This window comes from Methanospirillum stamsii, assembly GCF_003173335.1.
Classification (GTDB): domain Archaea; phylum Halobacteriota; class Methanomicrobia; order Methanomicrobiales; family Methanospirillaceae; genus Methanospirillum; species Methanospirillum stamsii.
The window spans coordinates 1-18,196 of sequence record NZ_QGMZ01000038.1; the positions used below are offsets into that span (position 1 = coordinate 1).

Here is an 18,196-nt window from a genome sequence, read left to right on the forward strand (position 1 = left end):
TTAATGTGCATGTAAGTTATAATTATAACTTACAATTAGATAAGCCTTTCGCTTGAAAATTGCGAATCGTTTAAAAAATAGAGAATTCTAAACTAATTTTTTCAGATCACGCTATGCAAAATGAGATATAAATTCATAAATTCAGGTTTATGAAAACCCGTATAAAGATCGTATTACTGATTCAAGTTGTTCCTTCGGAAGTGCTCCGGAAAGAGTATGGATAACAGCCCCGTTCTTATAGAAAAAAAGGGAGGGTATTGCAGATATTCCATATTGATATGCAATCTGTTGATTTTCATCAGTGTTGCACTTTGCAAACCATATCCCTTGGGAAAATATGTGCGCAAGTTCTTCAATTACCGGGGTCAGCATTCTGCATGGTCCACACCATGGTGCCCAGAAATCAATGACTAAATTTGGATGTTCCCTGATAATACGGTCATAATTTTCCTGGTTAATGGTGATAATCCCAGCATGCCCTGATTGTGAAACCAATATGCGCTGTTTGATCTCCTCCATTCTTTTCGCTCGTATATGTTCAAGTTCATCATCCATACCGGATGTTTTGTTCAAGTTATGGATAAGAATTCTCATCGAAAAAACAAAAGTTATATATGCTCATCAGTCAGACATTCATATCCACTTTCAGCGAGGTGGGGTAGTCAGGATATCCCGACGGGCTCATAACCCGTAGACCGATGGTTCAAATCCATCCCTCGCTATACTTTTTTCAGGGTTTTCATGAATTCTGATAATCAATCTGTTATTTCTGATTATCTTTTAAAAACTCTTGGAATCCATAATGACCCATACACAATAAAAAAGGCGGCTTTTACTATTTCTATCCATGAAAATTCGGTTTTCATGGATCTGATAACTCTTTCCTCCATGCACCAAATTCTGATATGGACGGTAAGTGACCAGATAATAGAAGATACTCTCGTGAGAGAAAGACTAGAGTTTTATCTTCACGCAACCGGGGCTATCTGTGGTGTTATCTGCTCTGAATCAACAAAAATTCAGATAATTAACACACCAATAAGACCAGGATGGAGAAGTGAGATAATTCCGGTCCAGGAGATAATCTCTGATACAGTTATCATAGAGCACCCTGTTTTTTCTGAAGTTCTTGATCAATACCTGGATACAATTTGGAAAACAGTATCACGGGTTTATTTCCAGTCATATGGTGAGAATGAAAAAAAATTGCGAAGACTTGCCATTCTCTCTGCCGTATTAGAGATCCTCTTACGAAGAATAGGCGGAAAAATAACCAGTGATTCAGATGATATCTTAGAAAATTCCTTATTTTTTTATCTGGTTCAATTTGGTTCAACCATTCCTTATTATTCTCAACAACAGGTGAATACCTCAGTCTTTGACAAGGAAGTACGAAGGAAAATGATTCAATCTGGTTTATCTCTCCCTATTCCACAAAGACTTGCAATACCCTGTATTGATCCTATCCTGCTGGTCAGGGGAATCCACCGCCTCCTATCTCGAATTAAAACCAAAGAAAATAAAAAAAAGATAGAAAAGGTATCGGACTGCGATCCTGATTCTTATCTCTTATCTCCGGTTTTTTCTTCAATATTTCATGACATTATCAGCAGGAATCCATCAATTGATGCAATTTTCGACCCATTTTCAGGTAGAGGAGAGATTGTCCTTCTGTTTGCCAGATTTTTAGGGCTAAAATGTAATGAATTGAATAAAAGACTAAAAAATCTCTCATCTGCAGTTTATTGTTCGGATAACTCAATATCATCGATTCTTATAACCAGATTCGGACTGGCCCTTACCATCATCGGGGGAGATTTTTCCACTCCGGAGCTGGTAAAACCGGCTCACAATGAGAGTATATCACAACTTATCAAACATACAAGAATTGGCTCTTGTTTTTTTTCTCCCGAAGTAACAGACGAATTTTTGTCTGAAAATGAAAAGAGAACTGCAGAATTAACCTACAGACCCCTTTTTACAGGATGGCCAGATATTCCACCAAAAACTTCTGTCCTCGTGATAACTGCTCCATCGGGACATGTAGATCTGAAAATTCCTGAAATCAGGCAGTTTCTCTGCAAAAAATACAATTCGTACTCAACAGAACCTTCTTTTTCTACTATTGCTGCTGAAAACATCCTTTTGACCATACCATACCCGGCATTTATCTTTATCCGGAGAACATGGTTGTCTGAAAGCACTTCAGAACCTTTCCGTAGATGGGTGAGAAAAAACAGAATAAGCAAAATCGTTATTGATGACAGTACAAAGAATCCAAATGACGAATTATGGACATGCCTGATCGCTGATTCCATATCACCTGATATAGAAATCATCCGGACCAACAAAAACGGGAAAACAAAATCATTCAGGATTGAAAAGAGAGAACTCTCTCTACATGGCGGATGGAGCCTTACAGATCCTTCTTCTTCATTAATTCTTGATTTAATCAGGGATGATTCAATACCACTATCTGAATACTGTCTTGGTGCTTTGTATCTTCATGATGAAATCAAAGAGTTTTTTGAGGATGATTTCTGGATCTCCTGTATTGCAAGAGAAGATGTTCTTATAATTAAGTCAGGCAATAAACCAGACCCTGAATCAGCAATCATCATGAAAGGAACTGATAATTTTCTAGAGGGAGTTCTAACCTCCTCGGTTCTTCAGTATTACTGGAAACATACCCAGGATGTGGGAGATGGTAAAAATCCCCCAGTTGCTATTTCATTACTCCCGATATGCCGTCCTGACTGGTATGACGAGGAAGAACAGACCCTCGTTCATGAAATAAGCAATTGTATGAAGAAACGATCATTTCTTTTGCAAAAACTGAAATATTCACAATCTTACCATGACACCCTTCGAATCCAGAAAAAAATTACCGATTTAGAGAGGAATCGCGATAAAATGGTAAGTATACTCTATAAAATTCCGGAGAACATTTCATTGAAATACCTCATTTACTGAAGGAAAGAATTCATTTCCTTGCAGGTTGATCAAAGTGAAGTGATATGATAATCAGGCAGTTTTTCATCCCTGGTCTTGCACATAATTCGTACCTTCTTGGCGGAATATCATCCTGTTTTATAATCGATCCTGCCAGGGACCCGGAACCGTACCTTCGTGCTGCAGAAGAGGAAAATTTCAAGATAACCGGCATTCTTGAGACACACCTCCATGCCGATTTCATCTCTGGTCATCTTGACCTTCATGAACTGACAAATGCCCCAATTTATGCCCCTAAATCGGGAAACTGTACCTTTCTTCATACACCAGTTCAGGAGGGAAACAAAATCACTCTTGATGACTGCTCCATCAATGTTTTGGAAACTCCTGGTCATACCCCTGAACATGTGAGTTACACGGTCACGCACCTTAGCAGAGGAGATGAACCGGTTGCTCTCTTTTCCGGAGATACTCTCTTTGTTGGTGATGTCGGAAGACCTGACCTCTTTCCTGGTCGTGCACGGGAACTGGCATCAGCCTTATATACATCTCTTCACGAGAAAATTCTGAAACTTCCGGATTTTTGTGAGGTATATCCGGCCCATGGCGCCGGATCATTTTGTGGAAGATCATTATCCTCAAAGAGATCAACCACTATCGGCTATGAGCGGAGATATAACTCCGCGCTTCATATTCCGGACTGTGAATCGTTTGTCAGGGAACTGACAGAAAATATGCCTCCATCCCCTGACCACTTCCGCAGATGTTCGGACATTAACCGGAAAGGGCCCGTATTATTATCAGAACTTCCAAAAATTCGTGAATTAAGTCCCCGGAAAGTCCGGGAGATACTAAATGAGGATACCTGTGATATCCTGGATATCCGAAGATATGATGCCTTCGGGTCCGCACACATTTCCAACAGTTTAAACATCGATGGTGAAGTGAATTTTTCCACATTTGCCGGCTGGATTGTCCCACCTGACCGTGATATTGTAATATCAGCTCACAAACCAGAGGATATCCCCGAAATCATAACAAAACTCCGGAGAGTGGGTCTTGACAGAACAATAGGGTACATTCAGGGAGGAATTTTCGCCTGGGCTCTGGCTGGGTATGACCTGAATCATGTGCGCACAATATCAGTCCATGAATTGGACCGGCTCATATCAGAAAATGATAAACTCCAGATCCTTGATGTCAGAACTCCAGGAGAATTTTCAGGATCTCATATTAAAGGGTCTGTCAATATCCATTGGCCGGATCTCAGGATACGACATAATGAACTTAGAAAACAGGATCTTCTTGCGGTTATGTGCGGAACAGGTTCCCGATCAGGAATCGCCTGCAGCATCCTGAAAAGAAATGGTTTTTCAAATATCCTGAATGTTGCCGGAGGATATACCGGGTGGGTTGCAGCCGGACTTGAAAAGAAAAATTAACCATCTCTTGTTCTTGATGAATTTATCAATTATCCAGTTTTTCTTTTTTATCTTCAGAAAAGATAACAAATGTTATGAGAAAAACAGTGAACCCTGTCAGATAAAAAGTAAAAACCTAATTTTTCAGGCCTGGACCGGGAATTGAACCCAGATCGAGGGAACCACAATCCCTTAGGATAGCCATTACCCCACCCAGGCAGGTTGCACCATATATGTTACACAAACTATCACTTGAATGTATCCACTCACTCTAGCCCTGATATAAACTATCCAGTCATTCGATCATCACATCATCAGAGTAGATGATAGCGATATCCCCATCTTTGTTGTGAATGATTATTAGCCGTGACCGCTGATGTATACCACATTATCAGATCCAATCCCCGGTAGGATTTCTCCTGTTTTCTAATATTTCCGGGACTGGATTGCAAAATACATGCGGTGGTGCAAAGGTGGGTAAAAAGGCAGTAAAAACAAGTAAAAAAGGAGGAGAGACACCCCATATCAGAACTCCCATTGTCTGCGTACTTGGACATGTGGATCATGGAAAAACATCTCTGCTCGACCGCATTCGTGGTTCTTCTGTTGTGTCAGGTGAGGCAGGGGCAATCACCCAGCACATAGGTGCTACCATTGTTCCAATTGATTCGATAACGAGTATGAGCGGAGCAATGAAAAACCTGAATGTCAGCATTCCAGGTCTTCTTTTTATTGACACTCCCGGACACCATGCTTTCACGACCCTGCGGGCAAGGGGTGGGGCTCTTGCTGATATGGCCATTGTTGTTGTTGACATTACAGAAGGTTTTCAACCACAGACAATAGAAGCCATTCAGATTCTTCGAAATTGTAAAACTCCTTTTGTTGTCGCGGCAACGAAACTGGACCGGATCCCGGGATGGAGAAAAACAGAAAAATCTCCATTTCTGAAAAGTTTTGCAGGACAAAATGAACGGGTAATACTTCTTGTTGAGACGAAGGTATATGATATCGTTGCAACTCTTGCAGAACATGGATTTTCATCCGAGAGATTTGACAGAGTTACAGATTTTGCAAGGAATCTCGCCATAGTTCCGGTTAGTGCCCACACCGGAGAAGGAATATCAGATCTTCTAATGGTTCTCATCGGCCTTTCCCAACGATACATGGAAGAATCCCTTGCCCTCACCGTTGACGGACCTGGTTCAGGAACGGTCCTTGAAGTAAAAGAGGAGAAGGGCCTGGGTGCTACGATTGATGTCATCCTTTTTGACGGGACTATCTGTGTTGGAGATGAAATTGCAATTGCAACAACCACCGGAGTTCAGACAACGAAAGTCAGATCTCTGCTCCAGCCAAGACCGATGAAAGAGATATTAATTGAAGACCGATTTTTACGGGTAAAAGAGGTCGCAGCTGCTGCCGGAGTAAAGGTAAGTGCTCCGGGTCTTGACCAGGTTATTGCAGGTTCACCTATCAAGGTCATAGGAGATGACCCTGAAGAGATTAAGACCAGTATTGCTCGGGAGATGACAGAAATAAATGTCACACTCTCCCCGGAAGGTCTTATCATTAAGGCAGATACCATCGGTGCACTCGAAGCACTGTGTAAGGAACTAACCGCGCATGAAATCCCGGTAATGAGAGCAGAAGTGGGACAGGTCAGCAGGCATGATGTTATCGAGGCCGAAACCATTAAAAATCCCCTTTATCGGGTTTTAATGGCATTTAACACTCCGGTACTTCCTGACGCACAGGACCTGCTTCATGAACCTTCGTATGCTGAAATGGTTCAGTTCTTCACTGGAAATGTTATTTACCATATTCTTGAGGATTATCTTGAATGGAGAAACAATCTCAAGAGAGATATGGACCAGAAACGGTTTGAAAAGATTATTTTCCCGGCAAAAATTGTTATTCTGCCAGGATGTGTATTCAGACAGAATAACCCGGCAGTTGTCGGGGTCAGAATATTATCCGGAACACTGCGTACCGGTGTTAATCTTATTAGAAGGGACGGAAAAAAAGCAGGAAGCCTGAAATCAATGCAACTTCGAAAGGAGAATATCCAGGAAGCCCACGCTGGAGATGAGGTTGCAATTTCTATTGAAGGTGCAACAGTTGGAAGACAATTTGACGTTGAAGATGAACTTATCGTGGGAATTCCTGAACGGCACGTTAAAGTGCTGGAAACCGAGATGCTCTCTCATTTAAGTGAAGATGCAAAGGAAGTCCTTGAAGAATACACCAGACTGTTTCGACGTGAAAACCCCTTCTGGGGAAAGTAGCATTAATAGGGTACCCCGCTAATATGTGTGGAGACTTCTCAGCTAAACCTGAGTGATGGGTTCATCGGATCGGACGATATTTAAAAACAGTAAGAAGCGATCGTTGAATTGAAATTGGTGAAAAAATATGGTAGATTTTAAAGTAGTTCTATCTGATCCTGCAACCGGAAAGGCATACAATATCGATGCCAGCGGTGCAGGTGCAGGAGCATTTATTGGAAAGCGTATCGGAGATGAAATCGACGGATCAGGTCTTGGATTTGACGGGTACAAAATAAAAATTACCGGAGCCTCAGACCGTAATGGAACTCCGGCAAGAAAGACCCTTCCAATTGCTGGGAGACGTAAGGTCCTGATGGCAGGCGGGGTCGGATTCCACCCGGTAACTGATGGAGAGCGGAGAAGAAAAATGGTCCGTGGAGCAGAAATCACCCAGGACTTTGTCCAGATAAATGTAATCGTCTCTAAAGCCGGTGCAAAAAGCCTTGCAGAATACTTTGCACCACCAGCGCAGGATGCTCCGGCTGCAGAATAAATTTTTTACTCTTTTTTAAGAATTGCCTGTTTCAGGGATTGTAACAGGTCTAAAGCCTCTATCCCATCCTGTTTAGCGATGATGACCAGGGCAGCTTCCGGTTTCAGGTTTCCGTCAAATTCATCTTTCATGATCTCGTTCATTCGGGCAATGATTTCTTCAGGCTCCTTACCAGTGATGCTCGTGATACGACCAAGCAATTCCTCAAAGGGATCATGGGCATCAAAAAAAGAAGATGATGGTTTATATCCGATAGGAATCTGAACATCTGCAAGATCAAAGAGGGGATAATACATATCGTCATCTATTCCCAGCAGGTTCTGTTCTATCCCCCGTTGAATCAGAAGATCCACCTCATCACGGGTCATCCACCGCCGGTCAAAAGCATAATAATAAATGAGTTCACTTTTTCCCAGTTTTTGAACCCTGCTGTGGTAAAACGGTGCCGCTAATGCTGTTTTCAGAGTCATGTCAGAATACCAGGAGTCGCCATTAGTGTGTAACCTTAGGATAGAGAATAGTTTTCTTTTTATCTTAAACTGGAAGTTACAGGATGTCAATGAAAAATAATCAAAGTGAAAAAAACAGATAAAAAATTATTCAATCAGGATAGCATTGATAACGCCATGCTGACCAGGTCTGCTGGTAATGCGTGCACGGCCCATCTCGGTCCTGATAATTGCACCACGAGTAAGGAGGTTACGCCGGACATAGTTCGGGTTTGCAGTGTTCTCCTCTACCGTCTCAATCTTAACTTTCTTTGTTTCACCGGTTTTCGTGTTGCTTATTACTGCAAACTCACACCGAAGTGCCCGGACTTTATTATTTCCACCATAGGTTCTGGAAATTTTTCTCCGGTCTATACCAATATGGGTTTCAGCGGGTGCTGACCCAATTTCCCTGCGCTTTTTTCCACGGGACGGACAATACCTGCCCCCGGTGGATTTTCGAACAGAACGTCCATGCCATTGCATATTATCTCATCCTCAAGTATCATTTACCCGGAGTGGGAGAACCGGGTAAACCACGGAGTCTTATACATGTCTCCCGCATCAGTATATAAGACTCCGCTCAGGACAGGATCTCCTCCACAAGTGAATCAACTCCCTCCCCTGTCTTCATATTTGTTCTGAATATTTTCATGGACGGATTATACCGCAGCATATCACGTTCCATCCGGTTCAGATCGGCTCCCACGGCATCCGCAAGATCAATCTTGTTCAAAACCGCAATTGAACACCCACGAAACATCATCGGGTGTTTATTCACAACGTCATCACCTTCTGTTGATGAAACAACAACAATCCTCTTTTCAGCACCAAGTTCAAAATCAGTCGGACAGACCATATTTCCGACATTTTCTATAAACAGGATATCAACGTCCTGAAGAGGAAGATGATCCAGGGCATGTTCTATCATGTGCGCATCCAGATGGCATTCTTTTCCGGTATTCACATTTTCAGCAGCTATCCCAAGAGCAACAATGCGTTGAAAATCATCATCACCGTACACATCCCCTGCAATAGCAGCAGCTGTAAGACCCCTGCTTTTTAATTTTGGAACCACTTTTTCGATAAGCGCTGTTTTTCCTGAACCAATGCCACCGAGCAGATCAAAACCCCTTACTTTGTGAGACTTCAGGTGCGCGGCATTCGCTTCGGCCAGTTTTTTGTTGGCTGAAAAAATATCTTTCTCTATTGAAATATCGATGTGATGCATAACATACCATCATTCCCGCTGGTACTTAATAGGTTTAGATTTCAGATCATTAAGAATGGACAAGGGAGTAATACTTTATCCCTGTTACTTTGATAGCGACCTGACACGAACAGAGGGGCGCAGAGTTCCACGTTCAAAAGGCGTCCAGAATCCTGAACCAGTAGCTATTGAACGAATTCTCAAAAAGCAGAAGATACCATATAACCGGGAACAAAAATCTCATCCTTCATACTGGTGGAAAGGACAGGGACGATTCGTAGCAGAATTCACCGGAACAAAGGGAGAACTCATAAATATTGTAAGTATGGGCTTAAAAAGTCCGGAATAAACCTGATATGTACGATTTTCATACCCACACCCTGCTTTCGGATGGTGAGCTCTTACCAACTGAATTACTCAGACGGATGCAAATTCTGGGTTATTCTGTTGTTGGAATTACTGATCATGTCGATTACAGTAACATATCTGAAACAATCAGAGCGGTAAAAAAAGTCTCCCCTTCTGCATCCAGAATGGGTATCAAGCTTCTTTCAGGGGTTGAAATCACTCATGTTCCCCCTGAGGAAATTCCACTACTGGCTGAACTTGCAAAAAGTGAGGGTGCAGATATTGTGGTTGTACATGGAGAAACTCCGGTGGAACCGGTTGCACCTGGAACAAATCATGCCGCAGTCAGTTGTAAATATGTCGATATTCTGGCTCATCCCGGACTGATAAGTATTGAAGATGCTGTTCTGGCTGCAAAAAACCATGTCGCTCTTGAAATCACCGCACGAGGGGGTCATAACCGGACAAATGGTCATGTAGCCAGGATTGCAGAAAAAACCGGATGTCTTCTGACAGTGGATTCAGATACCCATGATCCTGGTGATATCATGTCCCCACGAGATAGAGTCCTCATCGGCAGTGGTGCCGGTATTCCGGATGAAAAGCTGGAATCAGTACTCTCCATACACGGAAATGAATTTTACAAGCGGTTTACGTAATACTTAATAATTGCCATAATACATAAATACTACTTATCGACACATATATAGGTTGCTTATCGTATCTCCGGTGGGGTGATACGAGCATTTTTGGGGGCGATGTATTGGTACGGGCTATTGGAAGAGTTAAAAGTAATTTTGGTCATCGTATTCTGATCGTGGAATGTGATGCTGCGAAACTCCCCCGCCTGTATAGTAAAGTTCTTGATAAAAGATGGAAACCTGTGGGGAAACTTATCGATATTTTCGGTAATGTCACATCGCCGTATGCAGCGGTATTGACCGATATCGAAGAGCCTTCACGCCTCATTGGCGAACGGCTCTTTATTAAATAGAGGAAAGAATGTCAGAAGAGATAGAAAAACTCCGGACCCTTCAGAAAGAGCGGGAAGCCCTGAAAAACAGACTGACCGGAAAGGTAGTTGAGAAACAGAAAAAAATAGAAAACCAGACCGAATCTCAATGTCCTGAGTGTGGGAGCAGACAACTTGTTCATGATTATGAACGGGCAGAACTTGTCTGTCAGCAGTGTGGTCTGGTTATTGACGCCGAATTTATCGACAGAGGTCCTGAGTGGCGTGCTTTTGATCATGACCAGCGGATGAAACGGTCACGTGTTGGAGCTCCGATGACCTTTACCATCCATGATAAGGGTCTCTCTACCATGATTGACTGGAGAAACCGGGACAGTTATGGAAGAGCGATATCATCAAAAAACCGTGCACAACTCTACCGTCTGCGTAAATGGCAGCGTCGTATCAGGGTAAGTAATGCAACCGAACGAAACCTTGCATTTGCATTATCTGAACTTGACCGGATGGCTTCTGCACTGGGTCTTCCCAGAAATGTTCGTGAAACAGCTGCAGTGGTATATCGTGATGCGGTCGATAAAAACCTCATCCGTGGTAGAAGTATAGAGGGAGTAGCAGCAGCTGCATTATATGCAGCATGTCGTCAATGTAGTGTTCCAAGAACCCTTGACGAGATAGCGGAAGTATCACGGGTTTCAAGAAAGGAAATTGGCAGAACATACCGGTTTATATCCCGTGAACTTGGATTGAAACTTCTCCCGACCTCCCCAATCGACTATGTTCCCCGGTTCTGTTCCGGACTGCAACTCAAAGGTGAAGTGCAGAGCAGAGCTGTTGAAATTCTGAGACAGGCAGGTGAGCGTGAACTTACTTCAGGAAGGGGGCCAACCGGAGTTGCTGCAGCTGCAATCTATATCTCTTCAATACTCGGTGGTGAGCGAAGAACACAGCGTGAAGTAGCTGAAGTTGCGGGCGTTACCGAAGTTACCATTAGAAACCGGTATAAGGAACTGGCAGAAAAACTGGATATAGAAATAATTCTCTGATCTTCTTTTTTGGGCTCGTAGATCAGTGGGAGATCGCTGTGTTCGCAACGCAGAGGCCGCGGGTTCAAATCCCGCCGGGTCCATAAAAATTAAACCAGTACTGCAGATCTTTCCAGGCAATCGGGGTTGATAATGCTTCGGAGTATTCCAGGAAGCCCCTGGTTTTGCATTCCTTCGATTCCCATTACAGAAAAGTACAGGTAAAAAGTCTCATCTTCTGTAATAACCTCCGGATCCATCAGCCATACTCCGGGTTCAATTGATTCAAGAATCTGAACAGGCCTGTATCTGGAGAAATCAAGGCCATCTTCTGAAAGCGAATAAAAGATTCTCTGGCCCTTTGATTTCGGAGTGGTATCTACATAAACAATACCGGTTCTTCCATCCGGCAATAAAATCAGGGTTGGATCAGTTCCATTCTTAATACGGACACCCTCTTCGGATTTCCAGGAAATACCCATGTCATCAGATATGGCACTTTTAATACCGACACCGGATATATGGTAATAAATCCTGACTGTCCCGTCAGCATACACAATTCCCGAAGGAACAGCAGGACTTGCAGAGATGAATCCCTCTTCGTCTCCGGAAATGATTATCTTTTCTTCTCCGGTAAACCGGATTCCATCAGGAGAAGTTGCTGAGTACAGGGAATGATCATTTCCTACCGTTTTACTAAAAATCATCCGGTAACTGCCGTCAGGTAAAAGGAATACCCAAGGATCATTTCGAAACTCCGGTTCATTTGTTATCCCTTCAAGGCATGAATCCGGCATTTTGTCCCATGATATCCCATCTGATGAGGCCATACACTGAATACCTTCATTCCTTCCACTAAAATATGCCATCAGAGTATCATCAGAAATCCGGTGTAGATCAAATGCTGTTCCATCAAGGTCAGAAGATTCGGGAGTTCCGACACAATCACCTATTCGAACCATGGCAGGAATCTGGTAATCAGATAAAAGAAAAATAAAGGATATTGGAGATAATTCTCCTGAATTAACTGAAATGTTCCGGGTCTGTTGGAATAATCCTTCAGGGGATGCTTTTACCAGGTGATATCCCGGTTCAATATCCGTAACTGTAAGAGGGGTTACTCCGGCAAATGTATTATCAATATAAATTGGAACAGAATCTATGTCAGAGGAGATCTCAAGTGAACCTGAATCTGCTGTGATAGGAACCATGATAAAAAGAAGGGAAGTTACTATCAGCAGCACATATTTCATAGGATGAGATCTGTCAGACAGGGATATCTATTTTGGGTTCATCTTTCTCTTTAATCATACAAAACCTCTCTGGTGTCTTCTATTTAAAAATTAAAATGCTGACTTCGCATAATCCGGAAACATGTCAGATGAAAATCAATGAATTCAGGTATGAAACATCAGTTACATATAAGGCGCCGCATAATCTCCTAATATCAGGTGGTTCTATTTCATGAATGAAAAAATCCTACTGACCGGTATGAGAATAATTCTCATATGCGGGATAATCGCACTCTTCACTATCCCGGTTACCGTTGCCATGCCTGCTCTTCCCCCCGGAATACCGTCTTCAGAACAGGAAGAGGGAACAGGATATATGCCAGGATTCCTTCTTATAAAATCATCGAATTCAGGAATAAATCAAAACTCTGATGCCCTTACCTCTGCACATGCAACCATCAATGCAGAAATAGTTAGGGATTTTTCAGCGGAAGGCGTAAAAGGCTTACAACTTGTCGCTTTGCCGGATACCATCTCTGTTGAAGAGGCTGTCAGTTACTACCAGAATATTCCAGGAGTTTTGTATGCCGAACCTGATTATTATCGGGAATCATCTCTGGTCCCGAATGATCCGGATTTTTGGAGACAGTGGGGTCTTTCAAATACCGGACAGGTATTCAAAGAGGATACTGCTTCTGGTATTGCCGGGGCAGACATTGATGCACCAATTGCATGGAATACCAGCACAAACTCCAAAGAAATAGTTGCAGTACTTGATTCTGGTATTGATTATCTTCATCCGGACCTATCTTCTAATATCTGGACAGACCCATCAACATGGACCCATGGATATGACGCCATTACCGGAACACTGGAACCAATGGACCTTGCCTCACATGGAACCCATTGCGCCGGAATCATCGGAGGAGTTGGCAACAATAGTATTGGCATTACCGGTGTAAACTGGAATACAACGATTCTTCCAGTCAGGTTCCTGAATAGTTTTGGCACCGGAACGGTATCAGATGAGATTGAGGCTATTCTCTGGGCTGCACGAAATGGTGCAACCATTTATTCATGTTCATATGGAGGATCTGATCCCAGTCAGGCAGAATATGAAGTGATGGCCGGAACAGCAGGTCTTTTTATTTGTGCTGCAGGAAATAGTGGACTCGATAACGATGCAATTCCCCATTACCCGACATCTTATGACCTTGAAAATATCATATCAGTCGCAGCAACAAATGCCCAGGATAACCTGGCATCTTTCTCAAATTATGGAAAAACCTCTGTGGACATTGCAGCTCCGGGAGAGGATATTTACTCAGCCAAACACAATCTCTATAGTCCCGAACCCCTTTGGTATGACAGTTTTGATACCTTGTCCAACTGGACAACCCATGGAAACTGGACACTCAATACAGAATACTATACTTCACCACCCTCCAGTGCTCAGGGAACAGTGAATAATACCGGAAATTACACAGAAATTCCTGCAATTCTGACACTCAAAGAACCTCTCAGGATAGAAAACCTGACAAATCCGATAATCTCGTATGATCTCCAGCTGATTGGGGCGAATTACACCTTTTCTATCGAGGGATCAAACGATAATATCTCCTGGACAAAACTGGAGTATGATCGGAAATCATTCGTACTGATGCCTTTTACCCATCGTGAATGTAAAATCACCACAGATTTATTAAAAAATCCCCTGTATCTGCGATTCATTGGAGATGGAACATTCATAACCTGTTTCCTTGACAATGTTACTCTTTCTGAGGGATACGGCACTCTGACGGAAACCAGGTATGGATATATGTCCGGAACCTCGATGGCAGCTCCTTTTGTCAGTGGAATGAGTGCTAATCTGAAAACATACGCTCCTGACGCCTCATACTCTATGATAAAAGAGGCTATTATGAAAAGCAGCGATCCTCTCGCGGACCTTCAGAATAAAACGGTAACCGGAGGAAGAGTAAATCTCTCTGCAGCAATGGTCTATCTGAAAAATCCTGATACTGATAAAATCCGCTTGTATCCGGGATGGAACCATGTTTCTGTGGCCAAAAGACTGATGAGTGGAAATGATACTGCCTCTGATGTATTTGGAAAAGTGACCAATACATCGGGTCACTCGGTTCTGAAATACTTCAATACCACCTGGATTACAGTCCAGGGAGATGAAATAATCAGTCCACTTTCATCATACTGGATATGGACCGGTGATACTCAGAATATCACGGTAAAACCAGATGAAAACCAAAGTGGTGTTTATTTAAAAGAACTTCTGACCGGATGGAATGGATTTGGAGTATACGGAACAGTAACTCTCCCGGCTAAAGATACATTACTGCAGATCGGAGATAACTGGACATATGTTGTCGGATATGATGCAAAAACAGGACAATATGAAGAACCAATCATCAGAAATTCCACAAGTGACAGCCTCATACTCCTGCCATGGCAGGGATACTGGCTGTATGTAACAGATAATGTAACCTACCAGGTTACCAACTAATCTTTTTTAAAAAAATCAGAGGACAGAAGAGATCCTTTTCATCGCCTCTTCGAGCCGCTCCATGGATGCAGCATAACTAATCCGTATCCAGCCCGGATGGTTAAATGCAGTTCCATGAGTTACGGCAACATGAGCCTCTTCAAGCCAGCGGGATGCAACTTCTGTATCATTTCCATTGACACGGACATACGCATAGAACGCACCGTCAGCCGGTGCATAAGAAAGCCCCATATCATCCATGCTCCGGAGAACAAATGCTCTCCTCTTCTCAAACTCAGATCTCATGTCCTCAATACACTGCTGGGGTCCCTTGAGAGCAGCAACCCCTCCGTACATTGCAAAGGTAGTCGGATGGGATATGGTATGCTGCTGTACCCGGTTCATGTAACCGATGATCTCTTTTGACGAGACCGCATACCCAAGTCTCCACCCGGTCATGGCATATGCTTTGGAAAAACCGTTTACCGTTATTGTCCGCTCTGCCATTCCGGGTAATGAACCAAGAGACAGATGAGTCTTTCCATACGTCAGTTTTTCATAAATCTCATCAGAAATCGCAATGAGATCATGGTCATGACAGATATCAGCCACAAGATCTAACGATTCTCTGTTCAGGATCGCTCCTGAAGGGTTGGACGGAGTATTGATAATGACAAGCCTTGTCTTATTCGTAACTTTTTCCAAGAGGGTGTCATCCACCTGGAAATTTTTGGGATTGAGCGGATGATGAACAGGAACTCCTCCGGCAATCTGAACAAAGGGCTCATAACTTACCCAGGAGGGATCCAATATGATAGCCTCGTCACCCGGACTGAGAACTGCTTCACATGCTTCGTAAATGGAATCTTTTGCCCCACACCCGACCATAACCTGATCAGGTGTACAGGGAATATTATTTTCCTGCTCAATTTTTTCTGCTATTGCAGAGAGAAGTGCAGGAATTCCTTTTCCTGGCGCATAGTGAGTCTCACCCCGACGAAGAGCATCAATACAGGCATCGGTAATGTGTTCCGGAGTTGGAAAATCAGGCTCACCTATTGAGAGACTGATAACATCCATCCCGGCTGCCTGCATCTTCCTGGCTTTCTCCGTTATCTCGATCGTTGCTGAAGGAGCAATTGCAGCAATTTTTGTCGAGAGAGGCCTCATGCTAACCGCTGTACCAGTTTTATCGCAGATTCAACTGCACGTTTTGCATAATCAATACGTTCAGTCGCTTCAAGTCGTGTCATTCCCGGCCCGGATATTCCAAGGGTAACCGGTTTTTCAAATTCAAGAGAGAGATCAATAATTTTCCTGGCTGCATGCTGGACCACTATCTCATCATGCTGGGTTGCCCCTTCGATGACACACCCAATGGTCACTACAGCATCAACCTTGTTCTCTCTCAGCATCTTCTTAATTGCGAGCGGCATGTCATATGCACCTGGAACATAGAGACGCTCCGTCACCTCCGCACCAAGGAATTTTGCATGTTCTTCAGCTTCAATTTCCATCATGTAGGTAATGTCACGATTAAATTCCGCAACAACAAAACCCAGTCTGATTCCTGAATCGGCTTTTTTTTGTGCCATATTTTCGACCTCAATTATTGTCTTGCTGCCCCTGCGTCAGAAAAACCCTGTCTTTGACCTGTACCTGCTTCCCGTTCAAGAGTGCCTGGGCGCATGAGTTTGATTACATTGACTGCATGTTCTCTTGCCCTGCTTTCAGCAAGCCAGGCAAGTTCTGCATCATCCACTGCTTCATCTTCGTGGACAAAAACCTCAATGATATGCCGGTTTGTCATCAGCTGGCAGGTAATAAGACCAAGAGAGGCTTCATGGGCACACATCCGGTCCTTTTCTTTGCCACCCGGCATACCAAGAGCCATGCAGATATCACACCGGTACTCCTCGAAAAGTTTTTTACAGGCCACAGGCAGGTCTTTGACACCAGGGACTGTATACCGTTCGATTACAACGCTTCCGTGTTTTTTTAGTTCATCTATCGCGAACTTACCCATGTTCACCCGGGCAAAAGTTGTGTCCGCGATTCCTATTTTCATCCAAGAACCTCTGCCGCAGCCATAACTCCTGAATCAGTAACCTTATGGCCAGTTTTCCGGATGGTATACTCCGTTGCTGCAATAGTTGCAAGGAGCTCTGGTGCTGATACTGCTCCCATGTGACCTATCCTGAAGATTTTGTCTTTCAGGTGGTCCTGTCCTCCGGCAATCTGGATACCAAATTTCTTGACAGAACCTCTGAAGTCCTTGTCATTGGAATTCGCCGGAATACATGCAGCAGTCACAGTGTTTGAATACTGATGAATTGCATCAGTTTTCGGGAACATGTCGACTCCCCATGCTGCAACGGCACTTCTGACCGCTTTTGCCATCTTGTGGTGCCGTGATATCCGGTTTTCAATTCCCTCTTCCTCAATGATAAGACAGGCTTCACGAAGTGCCAAAAAGATCGGAACTGCCGGTGTATAAGGCGTTTCCATGGGATCCTTTGCTGCATTTTTCTTATATGCCGGAAGGTCCAGGTAATATGGTGGGTTTTTAACGACACGATCCCAGGCCCGGTCTGAAACAGAAACTGCTGCAAGACCGGCAGGAGCGGCAAGACATTTTTGTGATCCGACAATTGCAACATCGACAAACCAGTCATCTGCCTTAAATACGTCTCCTCCGATGGATGTCACACCATCCATGATAAAGAGCGCATCATGTTTGCGACAAATCTTACCTACTTCTTCTCCAGGATTGAGAATGCCGGCTGAAGTCTCATTATGGACCATGGTGACAACCTCAACACCATCTTCAAGAGCCGATGTTAATTTTTCAAGATTGAGCGGAGTTCCCCATTCTGATTCAATCGGAAGGGCTTCTGATGCATACCGCTGTCCGATGGTATACATCCGTTCCCCGAACTTCCCATTAATCAGGTGAGCCATTTTGCGGCCTTTTCCAAAATTTGAAACTGCAGCTTCCATACCGGATGTCCCGGAGCCGGAAATTACAAGAGGGTTATTCTTCGTTCCAAACAGACCTTTCAGAACACGAACGATATCTGCATATGCATTGCCGAATTCTGCCCCCCGGTGATTAATAGCCTGCCGGGCCATAGCTGAACGAACCCGTTCAGGCATTGGGACCGGGCCCGGAAGCATCAGGAGCGTCTCATCTTCCATAAAAATCGAGTACACTATTACTCTTCCTG

General features: G+C 43.5%; 18 protein-coding genes and 3 tRNA genes. 11 read left to right on the forward strand and 10 right to left on the reverse strand.

The annotated features are described in order from the left end of the window. Positions 1-147: 147 nt before the first annotated feature. A complete protein-coding gene (gene trxA / locus DLD82_RS14190; RefSeq protein ID WP_245920460.1) occupies positions 148-555 on the reverse strand; it encodes a thioredoxin in 408 nt (135 codons plus the stop codon). 92 nt (positions 556-647) lie between these two features. Between trxA and DLD82_RS14195 the strand changes: the two genes are divergently transcribed. The 3 genes from DLD82_RS14195 to DLD82_RS14205 all read left to right on the forward strand — a co-directional run bounded on the left by DLD82_RS14195 (position 648) and on the right by DLD82_RS14205 (position 4,394). Continuing rightward, a tRNA-Met gene (locus DLD82_RS14195) sits at positions 648-722 on the forward strand. Positions 723-741: 19 nt separating this feature from the next. Continuing rightward, entirely contained in the window at positions 742-2,973 is a 2,232-nt protein-coding gene (locus tag DLD82_RS14200) for a hypothetical protein (RefSeq protein ID WP_109941789.1), read from the forward strand. 44 nt (positions 2,974-3,017) lie between these two features. Then, complete coding sequence (locus tag DLD82_RS14205; protein ID WP_109941790.1) at positions 3,018-4,394, forward strand: MBL fold metallo-hydrolase; 1,377 nt, start codon at positions 3,018-3,020, stop codon at positions 4,392-4,394. A gap of 126 nt (positions 4,395-4,520) precedes the next feature. On the opposite strand, the gene DLD82_RS14210 is transcribed toward DLD82_RS14205, so the two are convergent. Next, positions 4,521-4,592 (reverse strand) — tRNA-His (locus DLD82_RS14210). Between the two features lie 254 nt (positions 4,593-4,846). Between DLD82_RS14210 and infB the strand changes: the two genes are divergently transcribed. Further along, complete coding sequence (gene infB / locus DLD82_RS14215) at positions 4,847-6,661, forward strand: translation initiation factor IF-2 (protein WP_109941843.1); 1,815 nt, start codon at positions 4,847-4,849, stop codon at positions 6,659-6,661. 127 nt (positions 6,662-6,788) lie between these two features. Beyond that, a complete protein-coding gene (locus DLD82_RS14220; RefSeq protein WP_109941791.1) occupies positions 6,789-7,196 on the forward strand; it encodes a 30S ribosomal protein S6e in 408 nt (135 codons plus the stop codon). Between the two features lie 5 nt (positions 7,197-7,201). Here DLD82_RS14220 and DLD82_RS14225 read toward each other — a convergent pair whose 3' ends face one another. The 3 genes from DLD82_RS14225 to hypB form a co-directional block, all read right to left on the reverse strand. Then, positions 7,202-7,666, reverse strand: a complete 465-nt coding sequence (locus DLD82_RS14225; RefSeq protein ID WP_109941792.1) for a DUF2240 family protein — start codon at positions 7,664-7,666, stop codon at positions 7,202-7,204. A gap of 126 nt (positions 7,667-7,792) precedes the next feature. Further along, positions 7,793-8,170 carry a 30S ribosomal protein S8e gene (locus tag DLD82_RS14230; protein WP_109941793.1) on the reverse strand — a complete coding sequence of 126 codons (378 nt, stop codon included), beginning with the start codon at positions 8,168-8,170 and terminating at the stop codon, positions 7,793-7,795. Positions 8,171-8,267: 97 nt separating this feature from the next. Further along, a complete protein-coding gene (gene hypB, locus DLD82_RS14235) occupies positions 8,268-8,915 on the reverse strand; it encodes a hydrogenase nickel incorporation protein HypB (protein ID WP_109941794.1) in 648 nt (215 codons plus the stop codon). 55 nt (positions 8,916-8,970) lie between these two features. On the opposite strand from hypB, the gene DLD82_RS14240 reads away from it, so the two are divergent. The 5 genes from DLD82_RS14240 to DLD82_RS14260 all read left to right on the forward strand — a co-directional run bounded on the left by DLD82_RS14240 (position 8,971) and on the right by DLD82_RS14260 (position 11,341). Then, positions 8,971-9,243: a signal recognition particle subunit SRP19/SEC65 family protein gene (locus DLD82_RS14240; protein WP_109941795.1), complete on the forward strand. Its 273-nt coding sequence runs from the start codon at positions 8,971-8,973 to the stop codon at positions 9,241-9,243. 7 nt (positions 9,244-9,250) lie between these two features. Beyond that, positions 9,251-9,901, forward strand: a complete 651-nt coding sequence (locus tag DLD82_RS14245; protein ID WP_109941796.1) for a histidinol phosphate phosphatase domain-containing protein — start codon at positions 9,251-9,253, stop codon at positions 9,899-9,901. A 104-nt stretch (positions 9,902-10,005) separates the two neighbouring features. Next, positions 10,006-10,236 (forward strand): H/ACA ribonucleoprotein complex subunit GAR1, encoded by a 231-nt coding sequence (locus DLD82_RS14250; protein WP_245920461.1) that lies wholly within the window; start codon positions 10,006-10,008, stop codon positions 10,234-10,236. A gap of 8 nt (positions 10,237-10,244) precedes the next feature. Next, entirely contained in the window at positions 10,245-11,258 is a 1,014-nt protein-coding gene (locus tag DLD82_RS14255; RefSeq protein ID WP_109941797.1) for a transcription initiation factor IIB, read from the forward strand. Between the two features lie 11 nt (positions 11,259-11,269). Next, positions 11,270-11,341 (forward strand) — tRNA-Ala (locus tag DLD82_RS14260). Between the two features lie 6 nt (positions 11,342-11,347). Here the strand turns inward: DLD82_RS14260 and DLD82_RS14265 are convergent. Continuing rightward, positions 11,348-12,490: a PEGA domain-containing protein gene (locus DLD82_RS14265; protein ID WP_109941798.1), complete on the reverse strand. Its 1,143-nt coding sequence runs from the start codon at positions 12,488-12,490 to the stop codon at positions 11,348-11,350. A gap of 211 nt (positions 12,491-12,701) precedes the next feature. Here DLD82_RS14265 and DLD82_RS14275 point away from each other — a divergent pair, with 211 nt between their 5' ends. Continuing rightward, complete coding sequence (locus DLD82_RS14275; protein ID WP_109941800.1) at positions 12,702-14,990, forward strand: S8 family serine peptidase; 2,289 nt, start codon at positions 12,702-12,704, stop codon at positions 14,988-14,990. Positions 14,991-15,005: 15 nt separating this feature from the next. Here DLD82_RS14275 and DLD82_RS14280 read toward each other — a convergent pair whose 3' ends face one another. From DLD82_RS14280 to DLD82_RS14295, 4 genes are read right to left on the reverse strand one after another with little or no spacing between them, the layout of a single operon-like run. Next, entirely contained in the window at positions 15,006-16,139 is a 1,134-nt protein-coding gene (locus DLD82_RS14280) for a pyridoxal phosphate-dependent aminotransferase (protein ID WP_109941801.1), read from the reverse strand. Beyond that, complete coding sequence (ribH, locus tag DLD82_RS14285) at positions 16,136-16,564, reverse strand: 6,7-dimethyl-8-ribityllumazine synthase (protein ID WP_109941802.1); 429 nt, start codon at positions 16,562-16,564, stop codon at positions 16,136-16,138. The genes DLD82_RS14280 and ribH overlap by 4 nt, the downstream gene beginning before the upstream one ends. Before the next feature lie 14 nt (positions 16,565-16,578). After that, a complete protein-coding gene (ribC, locus tag DLD82_RS14290) occupies positions 16,579-17,037 on the reverse strand; it encodes a riboflavin synthase (RefSeq protein ID WP_109941803.1) in 459 nt (152 codons plus the stop codon). Next, a complete protein-coding gene (locus tag DLD82_RS14295) occupies positions 17,034-18,167 on the reverse strand; it encodes a pyridoxal-phosphate-dependent aminotransferase family protein (protein WP_109941804.1) in 1,134 nt (377 codons plus the stop codon). The genes ribC and DLD82_RS14295 overlap by 4 nt, the downstream gene beginning before the upstream one ends. Positions 18,168-18,196: the final 29 nt, after the last annotated feature.